This window comes from Paenibacillus solanacearum, from assembly GCF_910593845.1.
Classification (GTDB): Bacteria; Bacillota; Bacilli; order Paenibacillales; family NBRC-103111; genus Paenibacillus_G; species Paenibacillus_G solanacearum.
Map to the genome: position 1 here is coordinate 42,140 of NZ_CAJVAS010000016.1, position 23,910 is coordinate 66,049.

Sequence of the window (23,910 nt, forward strand, 5' to 3'; positions counted from 1 at the left end):
TCCCTTCATTCTAGTCGCTCCCGCTCCCGGCGCTTACGGGCGAAGCAAACGGCGCAAGCGCCCGATCAGCTTCCTCCTGCGCCGTGCGCAAAGCTTCCTCGGGCGCGGCCTTTCCCGTTAACGCCCGCTGGATGCCGTCACTTAACGCTTTCGTCACCCGGTCGTTGTTATGCGTCGAAAGCTCGGCTTGCGCGTAATGAAGCTGCTGGCGTCCAACCAGCGCCGCCGGAAACGCGCGAATGTATTGTTTCATGCTTTCCGTCTCGTAAGCGGATTTGCGGACGGCCACATACCCGGTATCGATGCTCCACTTCGCAACGCGTTCGGGCTCGGTCATCCATTTGATGAATTTCCATGCCGCTTCCTGGTTTTTCTTCGGAATGCCTTTGAAAATAAAAAAGTTGCCTCCGCCGGTCGGCGTACCGAGCCGCTTGTTTTTCGGCGGGGCGCTGACGCCGAAGTCGAACGGCGCATTCAGCTTGACGTTCGCCAAATTGCCGGTCGTGTGGAACATCATGGCTGTCTTGCCCTGCAAAAAGTCGCGGGGCGCCGTCTCCCAATCGATGATGGAGGCGGGCATCGCCTGATGTTTTCGGGACAAATCGAGCCAATACTGCAGCGATTCCCGGTTTTCCGCCGTGTCATAGTACACGGCCTTGCCGTCCTCAGACATCAGATTGCGGCCGTTTTGCAGCGCCAGCGCCTGCAGCATCCAGGTCGAGACCGTCGGCGCCGACGACGGGATTTCGATCCCCCACCGCCCAGGCCGAGTTAGTTGCTTCGCCATCGCCGCCAGCTGCTCCCAGGTCTCGGGAGGCCGGCCCGGATCCAGGCCGGCCGCGGCGAATGCATCTTTATTGTAATAAAGCACGACGGTGCTTCGCTGAAACGGAATGCCGTACGTCTTGCCTCCGGTCTGCGCGTTCGCCAGCAGCGCCGGGTAGAAATCGGACAAGTAGTCCGATCCTTGTTCCTGGGATATAAATTCGTCCAGCGGTACGATCGCATCCATGTCGAGCAGCGTGAACAGCTCTGTTGCCCGGAGAATCGCCACATCGGGCGGATTTTTCCCCTGGATGGCCGCCTCCGTCTTCACGGTCGTGTCATCGTAATTGCCCGTGTACACCGGTCTGACCTTCACCTTCGGATTCGCTTCCATGAACTCGCCGACCATACTCTCGATGGTCGGGGTCAGCGGACCGCCCACATCGACGGGATAATAAAACGACATCTCGATGATGTCCTCCGCCGGGTCGCCGCCGCGCCCCTCAGCGGATCGGTCGTACCCGGAATCCGTACCGCAGCCCGAAAGAACCGCGGCCGCCCACACAGCGACGAGCACTGCCGCCAACTTCGCCCTCATGTGGCTCCCTCCTCGAACGTACATTTAGTCTATCGGAATGGCTCGCTGCACGAAACCAAGCAGCGTTAAGATATAGTTCGAATTATTAAGGTATGATAAAATAAACAAACGATTTTTGAAACGTAGAAGGTGCTGACCTTGTCCAAACAAACTAAAAGCAAACGGAATCTGTTTCAGCGGATGACCCTGCGCACCAAAATCGTCATCCTGTTCGTACTGCTGATCGGCGTGCCGCTTAGTGTGCAAGGCATCATAACGTATATCGACTTTTCTTCCTCGGTGGAACGAAGAACGATCGACTACACCGGCCAAATCGTGCGCCAGATGAGCCGGAGCCTCGATCAAATATTACGGGAGGAAATGCAGAAAATATCGCTCCTGCCGCTGTACCATACGGACGTCATGAGCATATTGGAAAAGTACGTTGATTCGGCACCCGGCACCGCCGTCCCGTCGCCGGAAGAACGAAACAAAATGTTCCATTATATCGCCGGCTCTACGTATTACCGCCCCGAAGTGCGCGGCATACAGCTGATCGCGGGCAACGGTTATATTTTTACCAATCGCGATCCGTATTTAATCCGCTCATTTATTCGGCCGGAACGCGAGGACTGGTACGCCGGCGTCGTGCAGGCGGGCGGAGCGTGGGTGATGATCCCCCAGCACCATCCCGACTATATGTCCGGCGAGGCGGCGACCGAAGCCTACGTGTCCGCGGCCCGGTTAATTCGCGATCCAGGCTCGTCGCAAGTCGTCGGCATGATGGTGATCGACTTCGGCTTGGACATCTTCGGTCAAATCTCGGCGAACGACCCGTTCGGCCACGTCGGCAATTTATTCGTGCTCGGGGAGCAGAACGAGCTGTTCTACGAACAAAACAACGACGGGCTGGAATCGGCGACGAAAGCATCCTTACTCAAATCCGTTGCGCCGAAAGAAGACGGAAGCAAACGATGGGAGATCGGGGGCAAGCCGTATTTGACCGTCTCGGACTATTCCTCCTATTCAGGCCTGAAGGTCGTCAGCCTCATTCCCGTTGCAGCGCTGCGCAAAGAAACGGAAGGGTTCCGGGCGTTCACCGCGATCACATTCACCCTATGCCTGCTTGCCGCCAGCGGGCTGGCTGGATTTTTCTCGTTCCGGCTCAGCGAACCGCTGACCCGGCTTACGCAAAAAATGCAGCTCGTCGGAGAGGGCCAGTTCAAGCAGCAGGTGCCTGTGGATAGCGAGGACGAGATCGGCCGGCTCAGTCAAGGCTTCAACCAGATGACCGGCGAAATCGACCGGCTGGTGAACGAAGTATACGGCCTTCGGCTCAAAGAACAGGAAGCGCAGCTATCCGCCCTGCTCAGCCAAATGAATCCGCATTTCATCTACAATACGCTGGAATCGGTCAACATGATGGCGATCCGCAGTCAAATGTACGACATTTCCGACATGGTCTCGGCCTTGGGCTCGCTGCTCAGGCATTCGGTCGGGCCGTATGACCGTCTGGTGCCGCTGCAGGAGGAGCTTGATTCAGTCGCGGCTTATGTCCGCATTCAGCAGCTGCGGTACGGCGACCGTATCAAAGCGGTGATCCAGGCGGACGAAGAGCTACGGCCGCTGCATGTTCCGCGGCTGATGCTCCAGCCTTTGGTGGAAAACGCAATCTACCATGGGCTCGACGAGCTGGAAGCCGGCGGGACGATCTGGATTTCGGCGGACCGGTTCCGTGACGAGCTGCTGATTACCGTGCGGGATAACGGCCGGGGGCTGTCGGAAGCGGACATCGAACGGCTGCGGCAGTCGATGGCATCGGACGAACAAGAACCGTGGGAAGGACACGGTCTGGCGCTGCGCAACATTAACCGGCGCCTGATTCTGATGTACGGAGCCGATTACGGCCTGGACATGGATGGAAGCCCTGGCGCGGGCGCCTCGTTTACGATCACGATACCTTTGCTCGAAAGGAAGGATACGCTTGTATAAAGTACTGCTGGTGGAGGATGAAGCCTTGATCCGCGAAGGTATCGCCAAAATGATCGAGCAGTGGACCGCCGACTTCGCCGTCGTGAAGGAAGCGGTTCACGGCAAAGAGGCGCTGGCCTACTTGAGCAGCGACATGCCCGACCTGGTCATCACCGATATTCGGATGCGCGAGATGAATGGACTTGACCTGATCCAAAAAATCCGCGAGCGGTACGCCGATCTGCCGATCGCGATCATCAGCGGCTACGGCGACTTCGCTTACGCCCAGCAGGCGCTTCGCTGCGGCGTCGAGGATTATTTGCTGAAGCCGGTCAACCGCATGGCCTTCGTCTCGATGATGGACAAAATTCGCGACAAGCTGGATAAAAAGCACGGCCGCAGCCGCATAGCGGAAGAGCCGCCCACGGACAGCGGGGAGGACAGCCTCCCGGATGACACGCCCAAAGACCATCGCCTCGTGCGGAAAATAAAAGAATATATCGCCGCCAATATTGAGGGCGATTTAAGCTTACAGGCGATCGCCGATGTCGTCGACCTGCACCGCGTCTACTTAAGCCAGTTGTTCAAACAGGAAACGGGGCTCAATCTGTCTGATCACATAACAGAGGTGCGCATGGAACGGGCCAAATATTTGCTGACCCATACCCAGCTCAAAATTTACGACGTCGCGCGGCTGTCCGGCTATCAAAGCCCGAAGCATTTTTCGCTCGTGTTCAAGCAGCACACGTCGAGCACGCCGGGCGCTTACCGGACGGAAACGAGCGGCTAGACGAGGCCTCTCGCGGAGCGGGCTGCACCCGGATCACGTGCGCGGCACCATCGTTTGGCGATTGTTCACGGTGAAACGCCCGGCTTCTTCTGCTCCGAGGAATGGCTCATATATTCGATGTGCTTGAAACCCCATCCGCACATATCGTGCAGCACGGTGCTTAACGTGGTCCCGTGATCCGAGAGCGAGTATTCCACCTTCGGCGGAATTTCCTGATACACCTTGCGCACGATCAATCCGTCCTGCTCCAGCTCGCGCAGCTGGTTCGTCAGCATGCCCTGCGTCACGTTCGGCAGCAGTCTCCGCAGTTCCCCGAACCGCTTGGTCCCTTGATTCAGCAAAATAAATAAAATGAGCGGCTTCCACTTGCCTCCGATCACCTGCAGCGTCGTCAGTACGCCTTGCGGCACCCCTTGATCTTCATGCTCGTTCATCTCTTCAACTCCCGTTCCATACGTGCTAACCGTTCCTTTATGCGTTACTTTATCAAAGTATACGGATGTTTTACAGTACTATTCATTTTCATACTTAGTATGTTTTATCGTACCGATCGCTCCATACCGCAGCGGCGCATCGTACGTTTCTCCGTACAAAGTATGAAAAAACGGCGTACTTTTCAAATGCGGCAATCTCAACAATAATGGGGGTGTGAACGACGACACTGTACGATAGAGAGGAAGACGATAATGAAAATCATGGTCATCGCTGCGCATCCGAACCTGAATGAATCCCGTGCCAACCAAGCTTTTGTCAAGAAGGCTGCGGCGCATACCGGCGTGGATGTCCGCGACCTGTATCAAGCGTATCCTGACTGGCAAATCGATGCGGCCCAAGAGCAGCGGCTTCTGCTTGAATATGACCGGGTGGTATTCCAGTTTCCGTTCTATTGGTACAGCTGCCCGCCCTTGCTGAAAAAATGGTTCGACGACGTGTTGACGTACGGCTGGGCCTTCGGGCCCGGAGGCGATCACTTGAAGGGCAAGGAGTTTATCGTCGCGACGACGACCGGCGGCTCGGAGAACGGCTACCGCTCGGGCGGGTACAACGGCTTCACGATCAGCGAATTGATACGGCCGATTCAAAATACGATCGTCCGCTGCAACGGAACGTTCCTGCCGATCTTTGTTACGTATAACGCTAACGAGGCCCCGAACGACGAGTTGCACCAAGAGGCCAAGCGATACGCGGCGTATATTCAGCAGCCTTCGATGGTGCTGTCTGCGCATTAAGATTTGGCTACCAGCGTAAAGAACCCCGCTCGCTCATTTCGGCAGTCGATGCTCTCGGCGGACATTAGGCGCTCAGGAAGGATTCCACTCCCCATTTGTCGTATTCAGTAATATCTGTAAAATTTGAGGAGGGAATGCATTGAGCAAGCGGGTCATTTTGCTGGTCGGTACGAACAAAGGCGCTTTTCTGTATACATCGAATGAACAACGCAAGGAATGGAATCTGAAAGGTCCCTTCCTTCCGGGATGGGAAGTATACAGCCTGCTCGGGGATAGCCGCAGCGGCCACCGGTTGATGGCGGGCACGTCGCATGCCGCTTACGGCGCTACGATTCGCATCAGCGATGATTTCGGTGAGACGTGGAGACAGATCGAGCACAGTCCGCAGTTTTCAACTGAAAGCGGTTTCTCCCTTGCCCGCATCTGGCAGCTTGTACCGGGTCATTCGTCCGAACCGGATACGGTGTTCGCCGGGACGGAGGAAGCGGGCTTGTTCATCAGCCGCGACCGGGGCGAGACATGGAACGAGCTGGACGCCTTAACCAAGCATCCGTCGCGGCCGGGATGGTTCGGCGGCGCAGGCGGTCTGTGCTTGCATACGATTCTGATCGACCCTGCGAACAAGCAGCGGATGTGGGTGGCCATGTCCGCCGTCGGCGTGTTCCGCACCGAAGACGGCGGCGCAACATGGGAGCCGTGCAACAACGGCCTTGCCCGCGTCCCGACGGGACAGCCGTACCCGGAAGTCGGCTACTGCATTCACAAGATGGCAGCCGATCCGGACGATCCGAACACGCTGTACATGCAGGAGCATGGTGGCGTATTTCAATCGGCGGACGGCGGCGACTCGTGGGTGGCGATCGAGGAAGGCTTGACGCTGCGCGGCGAGGACAAGCCGTTCGGCTTCCCGATTGTCGTCTCTTCCGGCGGGGACTTGTTCCTGCTGCCGCTGGAGAGCAGCGAGGTGCGCTCCACGCGCGGCGGCAGGCTGCTCGTATACGGCAAGCACCGCAGCGAGAGCGGCTGGGAACCTATCGGTGACGTGCTGCCGGAGGAACAGCGCCATGTGAGCGTGCTGCGCGACGCAATGACGATCGACCGGCTAGACCCGTACGGCCTCTACTTCGGCACCACCTCCGGCGAAGTCTTTTGCTCCACGGACCGCGGCCGTACCTGGGATAAGCTGCCCGGGCAGCTCTCCCGCATTTTATGCGTGAAGTCATGGATCGTGGAGGATTAACATACGATGAGACTGGAAGTCAGCGTGCCTTCGCTGCTGCGAGACTGTACGGGCGGGCAAGTGTCATTCCCGCTGGAGGCAGCCACGCTGCGGGAGGCGCTGGGTGCGCTTCTGGCAGCATACCCGCTGCTCCGGCGGCATCTATTCACGGAGCAGGGCCAACTGCGGAAGCATGTATTGATCTATTATAACGAAGACAGCCTCGCCTGGCTCGACGACTGGAACATCCCGCTGCAGGAAGGCGACCGGCTGCAGGTGCTGCAGGCCGTATCCGGCGGGTAATACCGCTCCGCTGGGCTGCTGCGGGCCAGCGGAAAGAAGAAGAGGGTAACCGGCTGCGCCGCCAGGCGCAGGGTTACCCTCTTGTCGTTGTATGCCAGCTCTCTTATCCGATTAGAGCTCCGTAAATAGTTGAATGAGGTAGTATGGCAGCATTCCGATCGAGATGAAGGCGAAGAAAAAACCTCTTACAAAAGCAGTTACATATTTCATATTGCTTGCCTCCTCCTTGCTAATTATGTCCAATCTGTGAACTTCCTACAGCATACTCCTCAATTATTACGAAAAGCTGAAAGGAACCTGAAAATTACATGAAAAAAATGAAAAGCCTTACATGCCGCATGCCTCTCGCTGCGGTGCAAGGCTTGTTGACGTATCCTTCTCAGCTTGGCGCCGAATACCGGGCTGAAGCGGTATTTACCGCTGTTTTCTCGTTTCCGGCTCCACATACGGCTCGATATGCACGTGAACGTTAACGATCTCGTGCTTGTCGAGCATTCGTTTCTCGATATGATCGCTGATCTCGTGGCTTTGTTCGACGGACAGCTCTCTGCCTACTTCAACAACCACATCGAGCAGCACATGGCTGCCGTGGACGCGGGCACGAATATCCTTAATACGCCGGACGCCCGGCGTTTCCTTCACCGTCTGGCGAAATTCCTTCAGACGCTTCTCGTCGAAGCCGTCGGTCAACGCGTGCGACGCCTCGCTGAATATATCCCATGCGGTCTTGCAAATGACGATACCGACCGCAAACGCCGCAGCCGCATCGAGAATCGGATAGCCGAAGCGCGATCCAATAATGCCGACCGCTGCGCCGATACTGACGAGCGCGTCCGACCGATTGTCGTGCGCAGCCGCCATCAGCGACTGGCTGTTCACCCGCTTCGCCAAGTTGCGGTTGTACATGTACACGCCGTACATGACGACCGACGATCCGAGCGCAACCCATGCCGCCGCCATATTCGGCGCCGTATGCTCTCCGGACAGGAAGCTTTTCCCCGCCTGAATAACGACCTGCAGCCCTGCGGCCGCCATAATGAACGAAGCAACCATCGAAGCGATCGTCTCAGCCCGCCTGTGGCCGTACGGATGGTCCGTATCGGGCGGCTTCCGCGAAATGCGCAGCCCGATCAATACAGCAACCGAAACGATAATATCCGTTGTATTGTTAACGCCGTCGGCGGTTAACGCCTCCGAGCCGGTCACATAGCCCATGCTAATTTTGAACAAAGATAAGAGAATGTACGTGACAATGCTCAGCCAGGCGCCCTTCTCTCCTTCTTTTAAAGAACCGTACGTTTCCACAATGTAATACCTCCGCCTATGACTTCATAGCTGGCCGATGACAAAGCAGCCGGCTTGCAGTCTTTTCCGCCGCCGGTCGCCTTGTTTCTTAAGCTCCAGAATATCGTATCAGACGAAATCCGTGTGGGTCTACAGAAACAGTGTTTTCCCTTCTTATAAAAATAGGACCGGTGCAACTTTGTTATATCCGGCAAATGTTGTAGGGCTTATCCAAAAAAGAAGCAGCGCTCCGCCGCAAGCTGCCGCTTCCCATGGAATGAAAGCCTCAGTCTTGCGGAAAACCGCTGCCTGTTCGATCGGCCAAGCCCTTCGCGCGTTTACAGATGTACGCCCGGATCAAAGCCGTTGTAATCGCTGCCCGAGGGGTCAAAGGGCGGGTTCGCATCGTTATAGGCGCCGCTCGATTTGTTGACGTACTCCGAAGAAGACAGGTCCGGCTCATCGGCATCCGGTTCCTCCCCGACCAAGTGCGCCGGAATCGGAATGAGATCCTCCTGATTGTAGGCCATCGCGTACGCCGATGTTTCGCCTGGAGAACCTTCGTATTCGACGATAAGCCCGCCGTACGCCTGAACGATTTCGAGCGCCGAGGTCAAATCATGCCGGTCCACGGTCACATGCAAGAGGGGCTGCGCTTCTTGACCGAGACTCGCCCGGTACCCTAGCTCGTCCAGCATATTCCGGGCCAGACGGGCCGACTCCGCCGTTTCGAATTGGAAAAATATTGGTGCGCTGCTCATTGATCTATCCTTCCTGCCTGTGATAAATTTGAAGTATCAGCATTAGCATACCCACAAGGACAGGAAGCTTATTCCTTTCATGCGCCCGGCATCCTTCATCGTTCTGACATAGCGACTTCTCTTGCAGCATAGGATGGTAGCAGCATCAAGGATACTCCGTCCCGGAACCGACATTTTGTAAAATGAGGTGAGTTCTGTGTCCATGTTCCCGCCGGATCAGCCCGGCACCGCTTCGCAAGAGGATGTGCAGTCGAACAAATGGATCGCCGCCGCCGCTTACATTTTATTTTTCCTTCCGCTGCTGGCGGCCAAAGAATCGCGCTTTGCCATGTATCACGGCAATCAAGGGCTTGTGCTGCTGCTGACTTCGATCGCAGCCAACGTAGTGCTCGGCCTGATCCCGCTGCTCGGACTGCTGCTCGTGCCCCTCGCCAATTTGGCGCTGCTCGTGCTCGCGATCATCGGCATCATGAACGCCATCAACGGAACCATGAAGCCGCTTCCGCTGATCGGAAACGTTCGGATCATCAAAGTTCCATAAACCGGCCGCATCCTTACATAATGGCCACTCTCGTCCGAGCGAACGCTTGAACGTTCGAACGCAGTACATATACCGCCCTCCGGAATGCCCTGCAAGGGGTGCTTCGCAGGCTGCGGTTTTTTTGTTTTCTTCATCAAAGTTTAATACATTTGCCGGTTGTGCAAGGAATTGAAATTTGTTATTCTTGACAAAATGAATGGGATATGTAATATTTAGTAGTACTAGTTCCACTTTACCGCTTAAAAGCTTAAAAGCCACGAAGCGCATCTGCTATGATCATTCATTTTGGAACCGAAGCCGGGTCCACCGACCACGGCTACATGAGAGGAGTATTATTCATGACCAGAGACAACCACAGCATTCTGGACTGCACCATCCGCGATGGCGGATTAGTAAACAACTGGGACTTTAGCGTCCAATTCGTTAAAGACATGTATTACGGACTTAGCGAAGCTGGCGTTGAATATATGGAAATCGGCTATAAAAACTCCGCGAAGCTGCTGAAGGGTGCAGAAGCGGGTCCTTGGCGCTTCTTGAACGAAGACTTCCTGAAAGAAGTCATCACGACCAAGACCGATACGAAGCTTTCCGCGCTTGTCGATATCGGACGCGTCGATGAGAAGGACATTTTGCCCCGCGAGCAAAGCATGCTCGATTTGATCCGCGTAGCGACTTACATCAAAGACGTGGACAAGGCGCTGGATCTCGTTCATAAGTTCAACGGATACGGCTACGAAACCTCAATCAATATTATGGCGCTCTCCCATGTAATGGAGAACGATCTGAACGAAGCGTTCGAAGAGATCAACAAAAGTCCGGTAGACGTTGTATACATCGTCGATTCGTACGGAAGCATGGACTACAAGGATATCGACTACCTCGTATCCAAATTCCAGCGGCTGTTGCCTGACAAGAAGCTTGGCGTTCACATGCACAACAACATGCAGCTCGCCTTCTCCAATACGATTATGGGCGCGAGCAAAGGCGTTCAGTTCCTTGACACTTCCGTATACGGCATGGGCCGCGCTGCGGGCAACTGCCCTACCGAGCTGATTGTGAGCCACTTGAAGAACCGCAAATACGACGTGCGTCCGGTGCTCGGCATTATCGAGAAGCATATGATCGAGATGCGCGAGAAATGGGAATGGGGCTACATTATCCCTTACATGATCGCCGGCGTATTGAACGATCACCCGCGTTCTGCAATGGCGCTTCGCTCCAGCGCAGACAAAGACAAGTTCGTCGAATACTACGACAAGCTGACATCGCCTGAAGTGATGCCGGCGAATCATCATTCCGACTAATCGCTCGCCGATCGCGCGAATGAACAGCCCGGCTCTCGTTCCTAACCCAGGAACGGAGCCGGGCCTTACTTATTTTATTACGCAGACCCGCCGATCCTCCGGCTCCCGGCCGGCAGCCCTTGAACTATAGACTGCATGCAACAATCGCTTAACCGTCTCTCCACCCTCCGATCCGCACAAGAAGACCGCCCATCTCGCACAGCCTGATGGTTCGTTCATCACGGCTTGCTTAACGCTGTTCATTTCGTTCCGTACGGCGTAACGCCGACCGGACCGACGACTGTCCCCATACCGACGATAAAGGAGTGTGTCTTCCATGACGCCGAACGTCGCTTATACAACCCCGAAGCAGCTGCTGAACCCGGCCAGCGGTTATTTGACAGGCTACAGCCATACGCTCAATCCGTATGTCGGCTGCGCCTTCGCCTGTTCCTACTGCTATGTCCGCGAAATGCCGGTAGCGAAATTTCGCGGCGAGCCGTGGGGCACTTGGGTCGACGTGAAGCAGTCCGCCGCCACGCTGCTAGCCAAAGAACTCGTAAAGGCGAAGCGGAAAGGCCCGGTGACCGTCTTCATGTCCTCGAGCACCGACCCGTACCAGCCCATCGAATACAAGACGCAGCTTACCCGCTCGCTGCTTGAGCTGATGGCCGGTCAGGAGACGCCCGATTTCCTGCTCGTCCAAACGCGCAGCCCACTCGTGACGCGGGATATCGACCTGCTGCAGCGGCTCGGCTCGCGCGTCCGCGTCAGTCTGACAGTCGAGACCGACCTTGAGCCAGTGCGCAAGGCGTTCTCTCCGGCGGCGCCACCTATTGCAGCCCGCCTGCAAGCGCTCCGTCAGCTGGTGCAGGCCGTCGTGCCGGTGCAAGCGTGCGTCTCCCCGGTGCTGCCTAGCAGCGAGCGGTTCACGGAGACGCTGCTCGCGACCGGCGTCAGCCGGTTCTGCATCGACGACTTCTTCATGGGCGACGGCAGCTTGGGCAAGCGCACTGAGCGGCTCGGCATTCGTCATCTGTATGACGAGCTTGGACTTCAAGAATGGTACGACCGCTCCGCCTACTTACGGGTAGCGGAACGGCTCAAGCAGCTCGTTCCCGAAGAAAACGTCTACGTGAGTCAAGCCGGTTTCCTGCCGTAATCTTCTATGGCTCTACCCGAAGGAAGGAGACCGGATCGACTTTTTTGCCCGACCGGTAATCGTTCGGCGTTACGCCGACAAGCGTGCGAAATACTTTGATGAAATAGTTGGCGTACTCGAATCCGCATTCGGCGGCAATCGTTTGTACCGTTTTATCCGTATGCCGCAGCAGCCACGCCGCCTGTTCCACCCGAACCTTCCGCAAATATTGACTCGGCGTCAAGCCTGTCTTCTTGTGGAACTGGCGGCAAAAATGGTATTTGGTCAGTCCGGCGGACGAAGCCATATCGTCAATGGACAAATCGTACCGGTAGCTGCTCTTCATCAGCTTGACCGCCGCACGGATCGGCCCTGGCAGCTCCTCCGTCGCCCGCACGATCCCTCTTCCTTCCGCCAGCCGATGCAGCCCCATCATCCATTCGTACAGCCGCGCCGAAATCGTGAACTTATCGAGCTGCGGGTCTTCATATATGGCCCGGTACAGCCGGCTGAGTGCGGCGACAGGCTCCGGATGCTCGCGGAAATTCAGCACCGGTCCCATCTGCCGAATCATCTCCTTGCAGTGATTCAAGGCGTCGATCCCGTGAATCACGACATACAGAAACTCCCACTCCCCCGCGTCTTCAGGCAAATAATATTCATGATCCCCTGGCACAACGGTCAAAAATCCGGTATCCTTCGTCAACGCATAATACGTTTCCCCGTCCCGCAGCATCCCTCGCCCGGCAAGTGTGTATTGAAATACAGCATAGCCGCCTCCCCGCCGTTCGCCGTGCCATCGATAGGCCGGCGACGTGACCCGATCCCAGCCGATATTGATTAACCGGATCGGCAGACCGGCGCCGCTCAAATATTTGAAGCCGAAGCTGGACCGGCTGCACGACTCATGAGGATAGAGCAATATTGTCGCATCCTTTCGATAATATGTTATCATTGTAAGCCCTCGCGGATTTCCTATATTATGAAATTGCTTGGAGCGGCATGTCAATGGCCAATCCTATTTCTATGCAAATGTGGAGGGAATGAATGATGTTGCAAATTGCCATGATCGGCGCGGGGAGCATCGGCTTCACCCGCAGGCTCGTGATGGACATCTTGGCGGTGGAAGCCTTCCGGGATGCGCAATTTCGTTTCATGGATATTAACGAGGAAAGTTTGAAGATGGCTGTGGACTTGTGCCGGCACATGATTGAGCACTATCAGCTGCCGGCGACCATTACAGCGACCACGAACCAGCGGGAGGCGATCGCCGGCGCGGACTACGTATTCTGCACCGCACGCGTCGGCGGGCTCGAAGCGTTCCGACACGATATCGAAATCCCGCTGCGTTACGGCGTCGACCAGTGCGTCGGCGATACGCTCGGACCGGGCGGCATCTTCTTCGCGCTGCGCACCATTCCGGTTGTGCTGGATATCGCCCGCGACATGCGGGAAGTGGCGCCGGAGGCGCTGCTGCTGAACTATTCCAATCCGATGGCCATGAATACATGGGCGCTGCGCCGGGCCAGCGGGGTGCGCAACGTTGGGCTATGCCACGGCGTACAGCACAGTCACGCGCTGATCGCCAAGGCGCTCGGGCTCCCCAAGGAAGAGGTCGATTTCACGGCGGCCGGCATCAATCACCAGACCTGGTTCGTGCGTGTATCGCACGAAGGGCGCGATCTGCTGCCAGATATTCTTCCTGCGATGGAGAACCATGCCGACATTGCCGAGCGAGAGCCTTGCCGTATCGATGTACTGCGCCGATTCGGTTATTTCTCCACCGAATCGAACGGTCATCTGAGCGAATATTTGCCGTGGTACCGCAAGCGTAACCCGGAAGAAACGGCGAAGTGGATTTACGATAAGACGTGGATCGGCGGCAAAACGGGAGGCTACTTGTACCACTGCCTCAGCCGCGGCGACGAGTATAAGGAAAACTATCCGAAATGGCTCAGCGGGGAAAAAGAGTTTATTCGGCTCGGCGACCGCTCGGAGGAGCATGGCTCCTATATTGTGGAAGCGCTCGAAACCGGCAAAACGTACCGCGGCCACTTCAACATCGGCAACCGCGGCTTGATCACCAATCTACCCGATGGATGCACGATCGAAATTCCGTGTTATGTCGACCGGAACGGTATCCAGCCTACCTTCGTCGGCGATCTGCCGCTTGCCTGCGCCGCAACATGCCGAGCCAGCGTCAGCGTGCAGGAGATGGCCGTCGAAGCGGCGCTGACCGGCGACCGGACGCTTGTGAAGCAGGCCGTACTGCATGATCCGCTGACTGCCGCCGTATGTACGACGGATGAAGTGTGGCGCATGTGCGACGACATGTTCGAAGCGCTTGCGCCGTGGCTTCCGCAGTTCAACGGCGAAGGACGCAAATGGCAGGACATCCCGCTGCCCGGCAGCGGCCTGTAACGGCGTGGCGTAAGCAAGCATGCTGCGGCGGTGCCCGTACGGACCGAATCCATCTTGTATCATGGAAGATTCTCTTTAAAGCAAAAAAAGCTCTTATATCGCGATGATGCGTTCACCGCGATATAGGAGCTTTTCCTTGATTTATTGTATTCCGGAGTATCTTATTGCGTCCTGTCCTACCGGAAATCCGGTGGAATCCGGCGAGCTACGCCTGTCAGGATTGCGGCTTCGATAATCGCATGCCGCACTTTCGTGACGACTTGCTCGTTAAAGATGCTCGGAATGATATAATGCTCGTTCAGCTCCGCGCTCGTTACAACCGAGGCGATTGCGCGAGCGGCCGCCAGCTTCATCGGCTCGTTGATGCAGCGTGCACGGCAGTCGAGCGCTCCCCGGAAAATGCCCGGAAAGCAAAGCACGTTATTGATCTGGTTCGGGTAGTCGCTTCTTCCTGTCGCCAAGACGCGTACATGCGGCTGGGCTTCATCCGGATCGATCTCCGGTTCCGGATTGGCCAGCGCAAAGACGATGCGGTCCTCATTCATCGTGCAGACGTCCTCTGCGCTCAGCAGGCCGCCGCGGGATACGCCGATGAATACATCCGCTCCGCGAAGCACTTCTTTCAGACTGCCTTCCGTTCCTTCGACCTGCGGCTGCTCCGCCAGCCACTGCCACATCGGGTACTCGTAGTTGCCGCCCCGGACGATAGCGCCATGCTTGTCAACCGGAACGAGGCGTGTAACACCGGCGGCCAGCAGCATTTTGCAGATCGACACGCCGGCGGCGCCGATGCCGTTGACGACGACTCTTACGTTTTCGATCCGTTTGCCAACAACTTTCAACGCATTCAATAAGCCGGCAAGCAGTACAACGGCCGTCCCGTGCTGATCGTCATGAAATACAGGAATATCGAGCTCTTCGGTAAGTCGTCTCTCGATTTCGAAGCAGCGCGGGGAGCTGATATCCTCCAGGTTGATGCCGCCGAAGATCGGGCTCATCGCTTTGATCGTACGGATGATTTCCTCGGTGTCTTTCGTATCGAGACAAATCGGGAATGCATCCACGCCTGCGAGCTGCTTGAACAGCATGGCCTTGCCTTCCATGACCGGCGCCGCCGCATGCGGACCGATGTCGCCGAGCCCCAGCACGGCCGTCCCGTCCGAGACAACCGCGACGGTGTTCCGTTTGATTGTCAGCGAGTAGGCTTTATCCGGATTTTCATGGATCGCCGTACACACCCGCGCAACCCCCGGCGTATATACACGGGACAAGTCATCACGGTTTTTGATAGGCAAATTGGGTTGTACCGAAATTTTGCCCCCGAGATGGACCAGGAACGTCCGGTCGGAAACGTTGATAACCTTGATGCCGTCATACGCTTTCAACGATTCGACCACTGACGTTTCCGCCGATTCCGCCACATCCACGGTGAGGTCGCGTACAGAAGACTCTTTGCCCGGCCGAATGACGTCAATCGACGTAATATCGCCCCCGGCTTTGCTGATCGCAGCCGCTACATCGCCGAAACTGATCTTATTGTGATCCAGTTCCACCCGAAGAATAATGCTCGTTTGCGCCATGACTACCCTTCCTTTATGTATTATTCGTATTATTACACTGAAATCGTATCATGACATTCTATTATTACGCAATGCATCCCTTTACAGCGCCACATTAGTATATCATAAATGGAAAATGTGTACTCTTGTTCCTTTTGACAATACTGGATGGCAAAGGAATCGAACCCTGCCTCGCGGCCGGAAGGCGCACTGTAAGCAGAGCGGGCTTATCGCTTGTCCGTCTTCGCTTTGGCTGCCGCGTCCTTCAGCATCTCCGCGTTCATCGGACCGGGATGCTTATCGCGAATCATCCCTTCCCCGTCGATCACATAGGTAGCCGGATAGGCGTTCACCCGATACAGCTTGCTGATGTCCCCTTGCTTGTCAAGGGGAATCGGAAACGTGATCGCCCATTCTTCGATCCACGCCTTTACGACCGGCACACTCGCTTCGGTGGAGGTGGCGTTGACGCCTAAGATGACGACCCCCTCCTTCTGGTTCGCTTCGTAAAACCGCTGCATCTCCGGCATCTCCGCACGGCACGGCGGGCACCATGTCGCCCAAAAATTCAATATCACCGTCTTCCCCCGATACTCGGACAGTTTGACCGTCTCCCCGCTCAGCAGCGTTAGTTCGAAGTCCGGCGCCTGCTGCCCTACCTTCAATCCGGTTGCGTCTCCTGCCGGCAGCGCCGCTCCGGACTTGTCCCATAAGGGAGCAGCCAGCGAATGAACGAGCGCATAGGTGATGAGGAGCAGCATCGCCCACTGTGCCAGCGGCCTGAGTTGGGCCGAAGGCTGGGATCGGAGCCAGAGCACCACAATGGCCGCAAGCGCCAAAGCGGTAGCCCCGTTCGTCAGTCGATTCGTCTCCCCAAATATTGACATTAAAGCTAAATACATTGTGTACCCGCTAAAAATGGGGAGAAGTGCCGAATCGATATACTTGGGAGCATTTAGTTTTAGCTTGTGTGCGGAGAGCGCAATATATACGGCTGCTGCCAGCGCCGCGATCCAAGCGCCGCGTTCGCCTCCGCTAAAATAAAGAAGCGACATCGGATTGCGAAGCATCTCCAATCCGCCGAACAAAAGCGGACTCAGCTTCCAGCAGAGGATCCACAGCAAGGCGGCATTGATCATAACGGATCGGAATGCCGGTCCGAGCGCTGCCTGCTCTGACCGAATCTTCAATATTCCGAATCCGGCTAGAGCCGCCGCCACCGCGAATACGATAGGTTTGTGCAATACCAGCGGTCCCCATACCCATGTGTCCATTCTGAATGACTCCCCGCTCTCTGTAACGTAATATCCCCATTGTGGGATGAACCGATTTGTTTTGTCAAATGATGTCCATGCTTGAGACTTATCGATGTTCCATTCACCGGAAGCGCTCGGCTTGCACATCCATACAACAAGAACTGCAGGAGGGATTCATTTGAACAAACCGCTCATTGCCTTGATCATCGCCACTGCCGTAACTGCCGGCTTCGCAAGCCTCCCTGCCGGACAAGCCCATGCCGCCACTTCGGATGCCGTCATTGTCAGTGGAGTCAACTTACGCGCTCAGCCGAGTGTCAGTGCCCGCAGCTACGGATTACTGAAAGCCGGGGAAACCATAACGATATTGAGCCAGGCAAACAGCTATTGGTATCAGGTTCGCGACAGCCAAGGCCGGACAGGCTACGTGTCGGCGAACAACAAGTATATACAATCGTCCAGCGGCATGAATGGAGGCAGTACGGCCGGTAACAACAGCAGCAGCTCCGGCAGCCGCAGCGCAGTCACCGACGTGAACAGCATGAGTAGCCGCATCATTCGTGCCGGGAAAGCTTATTTGGGCACGCCTTACGAATTCGGCTCCGACCGTTCGAATACGCGTACCTTTGATTGCTCCGATTTCGTAAAACAAGCTTTTCAAGACGGAGCCGGCATTACGCTGCCTAGCGATTCCCGAAGCCAAGGCGCTTACGTCCGATCGCTCGGCCATACGACGACGAATTGGCGCAATTTGCAGCCAGGCGATGTCATGTTCTTCATGGCTTACAAGGGAACAAGCGCATCCGCTTACCCATCGGACACATCGGGACAACCGATTGCCCATGTAGGCATTTATTTGGGCAACGGCCAAATTCTTCATACGTATTCGAAAGACTCCGGCGGTGTCCGCATCGATCAAATCGCGGGGAAGCATTGGGAAAGCCGGTTTATTTTCGGCGGAAGCGCCATTTCATAATCGCTTAACTGCAGTCTGCGCCGTCTCTTCCTATTGCGAAGAGGCGGTTTTCGTTCGTCACGTCTTGCTGCAGCGCTGTTCCGATGCACCGTCGCATCCGCAAATATGATATGATGGATTGGAGTATAAATCCATAAGGGGCGTAGCATATGCTGATCGACTTGAAGCACCGGCTTGAAGAAGAACCGGTACAGGAACTGCTGTCGTCGGCCGTCTTCCCCGACCCGGAAGCGGTCGAACAAACGATCGGGCTGTATCGGTCAGATCAAACCATGGAGCTGCTCGGAATCGAACAAGACGGCGTGCTGCTGGGCATCGCCGGATTTCAAACCGACTCCGATCACCGGCTCCTGCTGCGGCATATCGCCGTGCAGCCGGAATATCGCGGCCAGGGTTACGGAAGAGGTCTGCTGCTGGAGCTGATTGCCTTGAAGCAGCCCGCGGCAATTGTGGCGGAGACAGACGAAGAGGCGGCTGACTTTTACCGCAATGTCGGTTTTGTCGTTACCAGCCTGGGCGAGAAATACCCCGGCGTCGAACGATTTCAATGTCTTTACGAGGCGGAGATCGATGAAGAGGCAGACCGCCTATAGCCTTAACGGCCACTGCCATTCACAAGTACAAGCGTTACAACATTACGACAGATAGGAAGGATCGCATGAATCGACCGTCGACGCAAATCATGAACGTACCGTTCTCCAAATGGACCTTCGTCCAGACGCTCGAGCATTTGTCGGATATGCTGGAGCATGCAAGCCACCGGCCGCATCCGTATCATCTGATCACGGCGAATCCGGAGATCGTCATGAAGTACCAGACCGATTCCGAGCTGCGGACGATTATGGACGAAGCCGACCTGATCACACCGGACGGCAGCGGCATCGTGCTGGCTTCCAGATGGCAGGGCGACCCGATTGCCGAGCGCGTCACCGGCTGCGACCTGCTCATCGGTCTACTTGAGCAAGGCAACCGGCAGGGCTGGTCCTTTTATTTTCTCGGCGCCGATGAGCATACGAGCCAGCTCGCCGTGGACAAAATTACAGCGCAGTACAGCCGCGTGCGCATTGCCGGCCGGCATCACGGTTTCTTCCAGGCCGGCGAGGAGGACACCATCATCGCAGACATTGCGGCGGCACAGCCGGATGTGCTGGTCGTGGCTCTTGGCGCGCCGGCTGCGGAAAAGTGGATTTACCGGCATCGAGCACAGCTGAACGCCAAGATGGCTTTTGGCGTCGGCGGCAGCCTGGACATCATCGCCGGGAAGGTCAAGCGGGCGCCGCTCCTATGGCAGCGGCTGCATCTGGAATGGCTGCACCGGCTTCTGCTGCAGCCGTCACGCTGGAGACGGCAGCTTATACTGCCCGTGTTCGCCATGAAGACATTGATCACAGGCCGCCGCGTCCGCTCCTAATCCGTCGCAGAAAAGCAAAAAAGCCTTTCCCGCGGGAAAGGCTGATCACTTGGCTTTAATACGTGCCCAGTATCGCATCGATGACCGGCTTCGTTTCGCCGCCCGGATACAGCAAATAGAGCAATACATACACGACGACGCCGGTAGGGGCCGTCATCAGCCAGATCACGGCCGTAACCCGGCCGATTTTTTTATGCTTGGCGAAGCGCTTGTTGAACGCATGGAGCAGCGTCACGATACCGAAGACGGCGGCGACCGTTGCCAGCGTAATATGGAAAATCAAAAAGATATGATAAGCCAGCTTCAGGCTGTCCGGGCCGCCAAATGTCGTGTTGCCTACAAACAGCGTGCGGCTCATGTAAATGATGAAGAACGCCAGCGCAAAGCCTGCTCCCCACAGCATCAGTTTCTGATGCGTCTCCCGGTGTCCTTTGGCAATATGATACCAGCCGAATGCGACGAAAATCGCACTGATGACGATAAAGCTGGTACTGATCGTTGGTAAGATCGTCACGATGTCACACACCCATTCTTCATTCGTTATTGGTACTGCCGCATTCCCCTGAACGCTACGCCCGATTCATATTGCCAGCCGTCTGCAAAAACGCAATCTCTTCCTCTTCATCCTTCTTACGCTCTCTGTTGTACCAGCGATAGAAGCAAAAAGCGAGCGCCACCCCATATACGATCTCCTGAACGATCTTCATAATGACGCCGCCCAACTGCTGATCGTCCAGCATTGGCAGCATCAAATACTGTTCAGAGACGGAAGCGTACATTTCGTACATCGGGTGCGTGGCAAATATAATCAGAGCGCATGCCGGAGTCAGCAAAATGCCGTTAACGAAAATATATCCTATTTTTTTCAAGTCGGATAACCGGTTGTATTCCGGGAGCGGGCAAAAAATAAGAAACCACATTTGAAAGGCGGCGAACAGAAAGACAGCTTTGTACAGCCACATTATCGTTTCGCGAGCCATCAGCCAGTCCATCACCATAGGAATATGGTACATCGAGAAAATAAAGTTAAAGAAGAACAGCGCAAAGAGCGGATGCGCCAACGCACTTACGATGCGCTTGCTGCCTTTGCTTTTCAACCCGGCCCGCAGCAGCCATCCCGGAAGACCGACAAGGAAAAACGGCGGCATGATCAAATACAGTATCGACTGCTGGAACATATGGACGCTGAACAAATAGTGCTTCCCATAATAAGCGACGGGCGTTCCTTCCGCGATATACCACAGCGCAATCCCAGTCCAGAAATACAGCTTCTTCTTGAGCGAAACCGGCTCGCTATCCGGAAACCGGTCTCTCCACCGACCTACCGCAAATGTATATAAGACACCGACTGCAACCAACAAGAGCAACAGGCCTGGACTCCACAGCTGCGCGAACGTGGGAGCGGCCTCATGGCCCATCTGTGAGACGTGTGAATTCATTGTTCATTGCGGCTCCTCTCTGTCAACCGGAACGGCTTCCGGCAGGTGTGTCGAATTCGTGAAAACTTTCGCAATCTTATGCAAAAGAGAGGGGCTTTCCTGAGGAAAAGCCGCCTCTCCTTCTATAGCTGTGCCCGCAGCAAGCCAAACTCCCTTACTGCCGGGCGAAACGTATCATTACCACCACAGCCAGAAGACGGCCATGACTACCGCCGTCAAAGCGACAACGGTTCCGAAACAAAGACCGAGTATCGGGAAGAAATGACCGCGGTCTTTCATATGCATCCAGTACGCCAATTGGAAAAAGATTTGCACAACGGCCAGACCTACCAGAAACAAAATGATGAATGAACGATCTATTCCGCCGTACAACACGATGGCGAACGCCAACATGGTCAATACGATCGAAATGATATACGACAAGTAATGGTTCTTCGGTCCTTCCAGGCGGTGACGTTCTTGCCCGACTGTTGAATGGTGTTGGTTGCTCATTTACGGACCCACCTTCCCCATCAGGTATACTACAGTGAAGATAAATACCCATACGACGTCGATAAAGTGCCAGTATAGACCGGCCACATAAAACTTCGGTGCCGTTACGACCGTCAAGCCCTTTTTCATACTGGAGATGATCAGCAGCGTAATCCACAGTACACCGAACGCAACGTGCGCTCCGTGGAAGCCGACCAGCGTGTAGAATGAAGTTGCAAAGGCGCTCTTACTGAAAGTATGCCCCTCATGGACATATTCAACGAACTCATATATTTCAAGCCCCAAAAATCCGAGACCGAGCAATACGGTTACTGCGAGCCAAAGCTGCACTTGCTTCAAGTTATTGCGATGCAATGCCATCGTGGCAAATACGCTTGTCAAAGAACTGGTCAACAAGATGAAGGTCGACAGCGCTACTGTGCTCATGACGAACAAGTGCTGTGCCGTCGGGCCGTCCGGCACCTGGTTGCGAAGCGCGATGAACGATGCGAATAACGAACCGAACAATACGCACTCGCCGCCGAGGAAGAGCCAGAAGCCCATGACTTTATTTTTGCCTTCCAAAGTAGCTGTTTCCGCGTGAGGTGGCAGGGCGCCGCCTACTTCATGATGTGCTGCACTCATGCCTTAACCCCCTTGTCATTCAACTCTTCAGGTTCGATATGGAAGCCATGATCGTCATATACCGAACGAAGGAACATGCAAATGAGTGTAATCCCAATACCGGCAATGCTGACAAAATAGGTGTGATACATGAACCCGTAGCCCGCGATAAACAGGCCGACAGACATAACGAACGGTAAGATCGACGGCGACGGCATATGGATCGAACCGATCGGCTCGGCCGGCGTCATCTCTTTGTTGCCTGCCATCTTTTCTTTCCAGAAAGCATCCAGACCGCGAACAAGCGGTGTTTGCTTGAAGTTATATTCCGGAGGCGGCGAAGGAATCGTCCACTCCAGTGTACGGCCATCCCAAGGATCGGCAGGCGCGTTCATTGGCTTGCTGTTCGTTGCGATCGCGTTGATCAAGAAAACGATCGTACCGATACCCATCAAAATGGCGCCGATTGTACTGATGAAGTTCCCTTGTTCCAAACCTACGCCCGGTTGATACGTGAACACCCGGCGCGGCATCCCCATCAATCCGAGGAAATGCTGCGGGAAGAACGTCATATGGAAGCCGATAAAGAACGTCCAGAAGTGAATTTTACCCAGCGTTTCGTTCAGCATGCGGCCGAACATCTTCGGCCACCAGTAGTACATTGCGGCGAACAAGCTCAGTACCAGACCGCCGACAATAACGTAGTGAAAGTGAGCTACCACGAAATATGTATCGTGATATTGGAAGTCTGCTGCAGGAACCGCGAGCATAACCCCGGTAACGCCACCCATAACGAATGTCGGGATGAAGGAGGTAGCGAAAATATTGGCCGTGGTGAAGCGAATTTGGCCCCCCCAGAGGGTAAACAGCCAGTTAAAGATTTTAACGCCCGTCGGGATGGCGATCGCCATCGTTGCAACCCCGAAGATGGCATCCCCGACAGCACCGATACCTGTCGTAAACATATGGTGAGCCCATACCATGAAGCCCAAGAAGCCGATCAGCGCTGTTGCGAATACCATCGAGCTGTAACCGAACAGACGCTTGCGGGAGAATGTCGATACGATCTCAGACACGACACCGAATGCTGGCAAAATCAAGATATATACTTCGGGGTGCCCGAAAATCCAGAAAAGATGTTCCCATAATACCGGGTTACCGCCCTTCGCAACATCGAAGAACGCCCCTTCGAACAAACGGTCGAACATCAGCTCGACAAGACCTACGGTAATCGCAGGGAAAGCGAACAAAATCAGAAACGAAGTAATGAAGGCTGCCCATGTAAACATCGGCATTCTCATGTAAGTCATTCCCGGCGCACGCATGTTGATGATCGTGACCAGGAAGTTGATGCCGCCGATCAGCGTACCGATACCGGCGATCTGAAGACCGAGCACGTAGAAGTCTACGCCTTTGAACACGCCGGTTTTATCTACGATGCCGGAAAGCGGCGGGTAAGCCGTCCAGCCTGCATTCGGCGCGCCGCCCAGGAACCACGATGTGTTCATGAGCAATGCTCCGAAGAAGAACAACCAGAAGCCGAGCGCGTTTACAAAAGGAAACGCAACGTCGCGAGCGCCGATCTGAAGCGGAATAACGGCGTTCATAAAGGCGAAGATGACCGGCATCGCCGCGAAGAAGATCATGGTCGTACCATGCATCGTCGTCAGCTGGTTAAACGTATCGCCGATAAATATTTTCTGATCCGGGTACAGCAGCTGAAGCCGAATCAGTATCGCTTCGATCCCGCCAAGCAAGAAGAACAGGCCGCCTGCGATAAGATAAAGTATGCCGATTTTTTTATGGTCCACCGTGGTTAGCCAATCCATCAGCCCGGTGTGTCGTTTGACCTTGTGTTCGTGAGCCACCTTAGTTTAACCTCCTTTTTC

Annotated in this window: 24 protein-coding genes; 12 read left to right on the plus strand and 12 right to left on the minus strand. The window is 55.4% G+C overall.

Annotation, left to right across the window (positions count from 1 at the left end; translation table 11 throughout):
- Window positions 1–10 precede the first annotated feature (10 nt).
- Window positions 11–1,363 carry an ABC transporter substrate-binding protein gene (locus KXG62_RS17985; RefSeq protein ID WP_218093383.1) on the minus strand — a complete coding sequence of 451 codons (1,353 nt, stop codon included), beginning with the start codon at window positions 1,361–1,363 and terminating at the stop codon, window positions 11–13.
- Between the two features lie 138 nt (window positions 1,364–1,501).
- Here KXG62_RS17985 and KXG62_RS17990 point away from each other — a divergent pair, with 138 nt between their 5' ends.
- Together KXG62_RS17990 and KXG62_RS17995 are read left to right on the plus strand one after the other, a co-directional pair.
- Complete coding sequence (locus tag KXG62_RS17990) at window positions 1,502–3,334, plus strand: cache domain-containing sensor histidine kinase (RefSeq protein WP_246627505.1); 1,833 nt, start codon at window positions 1,502–1,504, stop codon at window positions 3,332–3,334.
- A complete protein-coding gene (locus KXG62_RS17995; RefSeq protein WP_218093384.1) occupies window positions 3,327–4,103 on the plus strand; it encodes a response regulator transcription factor in 777 nt (258 codons plus the stop codon). The genes KXG62_RS17990 and KXG62_RS17995 overlap by 8 nt, the downstream gene beginning before the upstream one ends.
- Before the next feature lie 65 nt (window positions 4,104–4,168).
- Here KXG62_RS17995 and KXG62_RS18000 read toward each other — a convergent pair whose 3' ends face one another.
- Window positions 4,169–4,537, minus strand: coding sequence for a winged helix-turn-helix transcriptional regulator (locus KXG62_RS18000; protein WP_218093385.1), 369 nt, complete (start codon window positions 4,535–4,537; stop codon window positions 4,169–4,171).
- 252 nt (window positions 4,538–4,789) lie between these two features.
- Here KXG62_RS18000 and KXG62_RS18005 point away from each other — a divergent pair, with 252 nt between their 5' ends.
- The 3 genes from KXG62_RS18005 to KXG62_RS18015 all read left to right on the plus strand — a co-directional run bounded on the left by KXG62_RS18005 (window position 4,790) and on the right by KXG62_RS18015 (window position 6,854).
- On the plus strand, window positions 4,790–5,332 hold the full coding sequence (locus KXG62_RS18005) for an NAD(P)H-dependent oxidoreductase (RefSeq protein ID WP_218093386.1): 543 nt from the start codon (window positions 4,790–4,792) through the stop codon (window positions 5,330–5,332).
- A gap of 139 nt (window positions 5,333–5,471) precedes the next feature.
- A complete protein-coding gene (locus tag KXG62_RS18010) occupies window positions 5,472–6,572 on the plus strand; it encodes a WD40/YVTN/BNR-like repeat-containing protein (RefSeq protein ID WP_218093387.1) in 1,101 nt (366 codons plus the stop codon).
- A gap of 6 nt (window positions 6,573–6,578) precedes the next feature.
- A complete protein-coding gene (locus KXG62_RS18015; RefSeq protein WP_218093388.1) occupies window positions 6,579–6,854 on the plus strand; it encodes a MoaD/ThiS family protein in 276 nt (91 codons plus the stop codon).
- 414 nt (window positions 6,855–7,268) lie between these two features.
- Here the strand turns inward: KXG62_RS18015 and KXG62_RS18020 are convergent, their stop codons facing one another.
- Both KXG62_RS18020 and KXG62_RS18025 read right to left on the minus strand, forming a co-directional pair.
- Window positions 7,269–8,159: a cation diffusion facilitator family transporter gene (locus tag KXG62_RS18020; protein WP_218093389.1), complete on the minus strand. Its 891-nt coding sequence runs from the start codon at window positions 8,157–8,159 to the stop codon at window positions 7,269–7,271.
- A gap of 317 nt (window positions 8,160–8,476) precedes the next feature.
- A complete protein-coding gene (locus KXG62_RS18025; protein WP_218093390.1) occupies window positions 8,477–8,899 on the minus strand; it encodes a hypothetical protein in 423 nt (140 codons plus the stop codon).
- A 202-nt stretch (window positions 8,900–9,101) separates the two neighbouring features.
- Here KXG62_RS18025 and KXG62_RS18030 point away from each other — a divergent pair, with 202 nt between their 5' ends.
- From KXG62_RS18030 to KXG62_RS18040, 3 genes are all read left to right on the plus strand, one after another.
- Window positions 9,102–9,440 (plus strand): magnetosome magnetite crystal formation protein family, encoded by a 339-nt coding sequence (locus KXG62_RS18030; protein ID WP_218093473.1) that lies wholly within the window; start codon window positions 9,102–9,104, stop codon window positions 9,438–9,440.
- A gap of 338 nt (window positions 9,441–9,778) precedes the next feature.
- Window positions 9,779–10,744: an aldolase catalytic domain-containing protein gene (locus KXG62_RS18035; RefSeq protein ID WP_218093391.1), complete on the plus strand. Its 966-nt coding sequence runs from the start codon at window positions 9,779–9,781 to the stop codon at window positions 10,742–10,744.
- Between the two features lie 316 nt (window positions 10,745–11,060).
- Entirely contained in the window at window positions 11,061–11,885 is an 825-nt protein-coding gene (locus KXG62_RS18040) for an SPL family radical SAM protein (RefSeq protein ID WP_218093392.1), read from the plus strand.
- A 4-nt stretch (window positions 11,886–11,889) separates the two neighbouring features.
- On the opposite strand, the gene KXG62_RS18045 is transcribed toward KXG62_RS18040, so the two are convergent.
- Entirely contained in the window at window positions 11,890–12,786 is an 897-nt protein-coding gene (locus tag KXG62_RS18045) for a helix-turn-helix transcriptional regulator (protein WP_218093393.1), read from the minus strand.
- A 125-nt stretch (window positions 12,787–12,911) separates the two neighbouring features.
- On the opposite strand from KXG62_RS18045, the gene melA reads away from it, so the two are divergent.
- Window positions 12,912–14,285 carry an alpha-glucosidase/alpha-galactosidase gene (gene melA, locus KXG62_RS18050; RefSeq protein WP_246627506.1) on the plus strand — a complete coding sequence of 458 codons (1,374 nt, stop codon included), beginning with the start codon at window positions 12,912–12,914 and terminating at the stop codon, window positions 14,283–14,285.
- A 176-nt stretch (window positions 14,286–14,461) separates the two neighbouring features.
- Here melA and KXG62_RS18055 read toward each other — a convergent pair whose 3' ends face one another.
- Both KXG62_RS18055 and KXG62_RS18060 read right to left on the minus strand, forming a co-directional pair.
- The gene (locus tag KXG62_RS18055) at window positions 14,462–15,865 is read right to left on the minus strand and encodes an NAD-dependent malic enzyme (protein ID WP_218093394.1); all 1,404 of its coding nucleotides are present in this window, start codon (window positions 15,863–15,865) and stop codon (window positions 14,462–14,464) included.
- Between the two features lie 206 nt (window positions 15,866–16,071).
- The gene (locus KXG62_RS18060; RefSeq protein WP_218093395.1) at window positions 16,072–17,118 is read right to left on the minus strand and encodes a TlpA disulfide reductase family protein; all 1,047 of its coding nucleotides are present in this window, start codon (window positions 17,116–17,118) and stop codon (window positions 16,072–16,074) included.
- A 160-nt stretch (window positions 17,119–17,278) separates the two neighbouring features.
- Here KXG62_RS18060 and KXG62_RS18065 point away from each other — a divergent pair, with 160 nt between their 5' ends.
- The 3 genes from KXG62_RS18065 to KXG62_RS18075 all read left to right on the plus strand — a co-directional run bounded on the left by KXG62_RS18065 (window position 17,279) and on the right by KXG62_RS18075 (window position 19,487).
- A complete protein-coding gene (locus KXG62_RS18065; RefSeq protein WP_246627507.1) occupies window positions 17,279–18,076 on the plus strand; it encodes a C40 family peptidase in 798 nt (265 codons plus the stop codon).
- 149 nt (window positions 18,077–18,225) lie between these two features.
- The gene (locus KXG62_RS18070) at window positions 18,226–18,669 is read left to right on the plus strand and encodes a GNAT family N-acetyltransferase (protein ID WP_218093397.1); all 444 of its coding nucleotides are present in this window, start codon (window positions 18,226–18,228) and stop codon (window positions 18,667–18,669) included.
- A 65-nt stretch (window positions 18,670–18,734) separates the two neighbouring features.
- Window positions 18,735–19,487: a WecB/TagA/CpsF family glycosyltransferase gene (locus KXG62_RS18075; RefSeq protein WP_218093398.1), complete on the plus strand. Its 753-nt coding sequence runs from the start codon at window positions 18,735–18,737 to the stop codon at window positions 19,485–19,487.
- 55 nt (window positions 19,488–19,542) lie between these two features.
- Here KXG62_RS18075 and KXG62_RS18080 read toward each other — a convergent pair whose 3' ends face one another.
- The 5 genes from KXG62_RS18080 to ctaD all read right to left on the minus strand — a co-directional run bounded on the left by KXG62_RS18080 (window position 19,543) and on the right by ctaD (window position 23,850).
- Window positions 19,543–20,001 (minus strand): DUF420 domain-containing protein, encoded by a 459-nt coding sequence (locus tag KXG62_RS18080; protein ID WP_218093399.1) that lies wholly within the window; start codon window positions 19,999–20,001, stop codon window positions 19,543–19,545.
- Between the two features lie 55 nt (window positions 20,002–20,056).
- Window positions 20,057–20,926: a cytochrome c oxidase assembly protein gene (locus KXG62_RS18085; RefSeq protein ID WP_218093400.1), complete on the minus strand. Its 870-nt coding sequence runs from the start codon at window positions 20,924–20,926 to the stop codon at window positions 20,057–20,059.
- 177 nt (window positions 20,927–21,103) lie between these two features.
- Window positions 21,104–21,418, minus strand: coding sequence for a cytochrome C oxidase subunit IV family protein (locus tag KXG62_RS18090; protein WP_218093401.1), 315 nt, complete (start codon window positions 21,416–21,418; stop codon window positions 21,104–21,106).
- Window positions 21,419–22,042, minus strand: coding sequence for a cytochrome (ubi)quinol oxidase subunit III (locus KXG62_RS18095; RefSeq protein ID WP_218093402.1), 624 nt, complete (start codon window positions 22,040–22,042; stop codon window positions 21,419–21,421).
- On the minus strand, window positions 22,039–23,850 hold the full coding sequence (gene ctaD, locus KXG62_RS18100) for a cytochrome c oxidase subunit I (RefSeq protein WP_218093475.1): 1,812 nt from the start codon (window positions 23,848–23,850) through the stop codon (window positions 22,039–22,041). The genes KXG62_RS18095 and ctaD overlap by 4 nt, the downstream gene beginning before the upstream one ends.
- Window positions 23,851–23,910 lie beyond the last annotated feature (60 nt).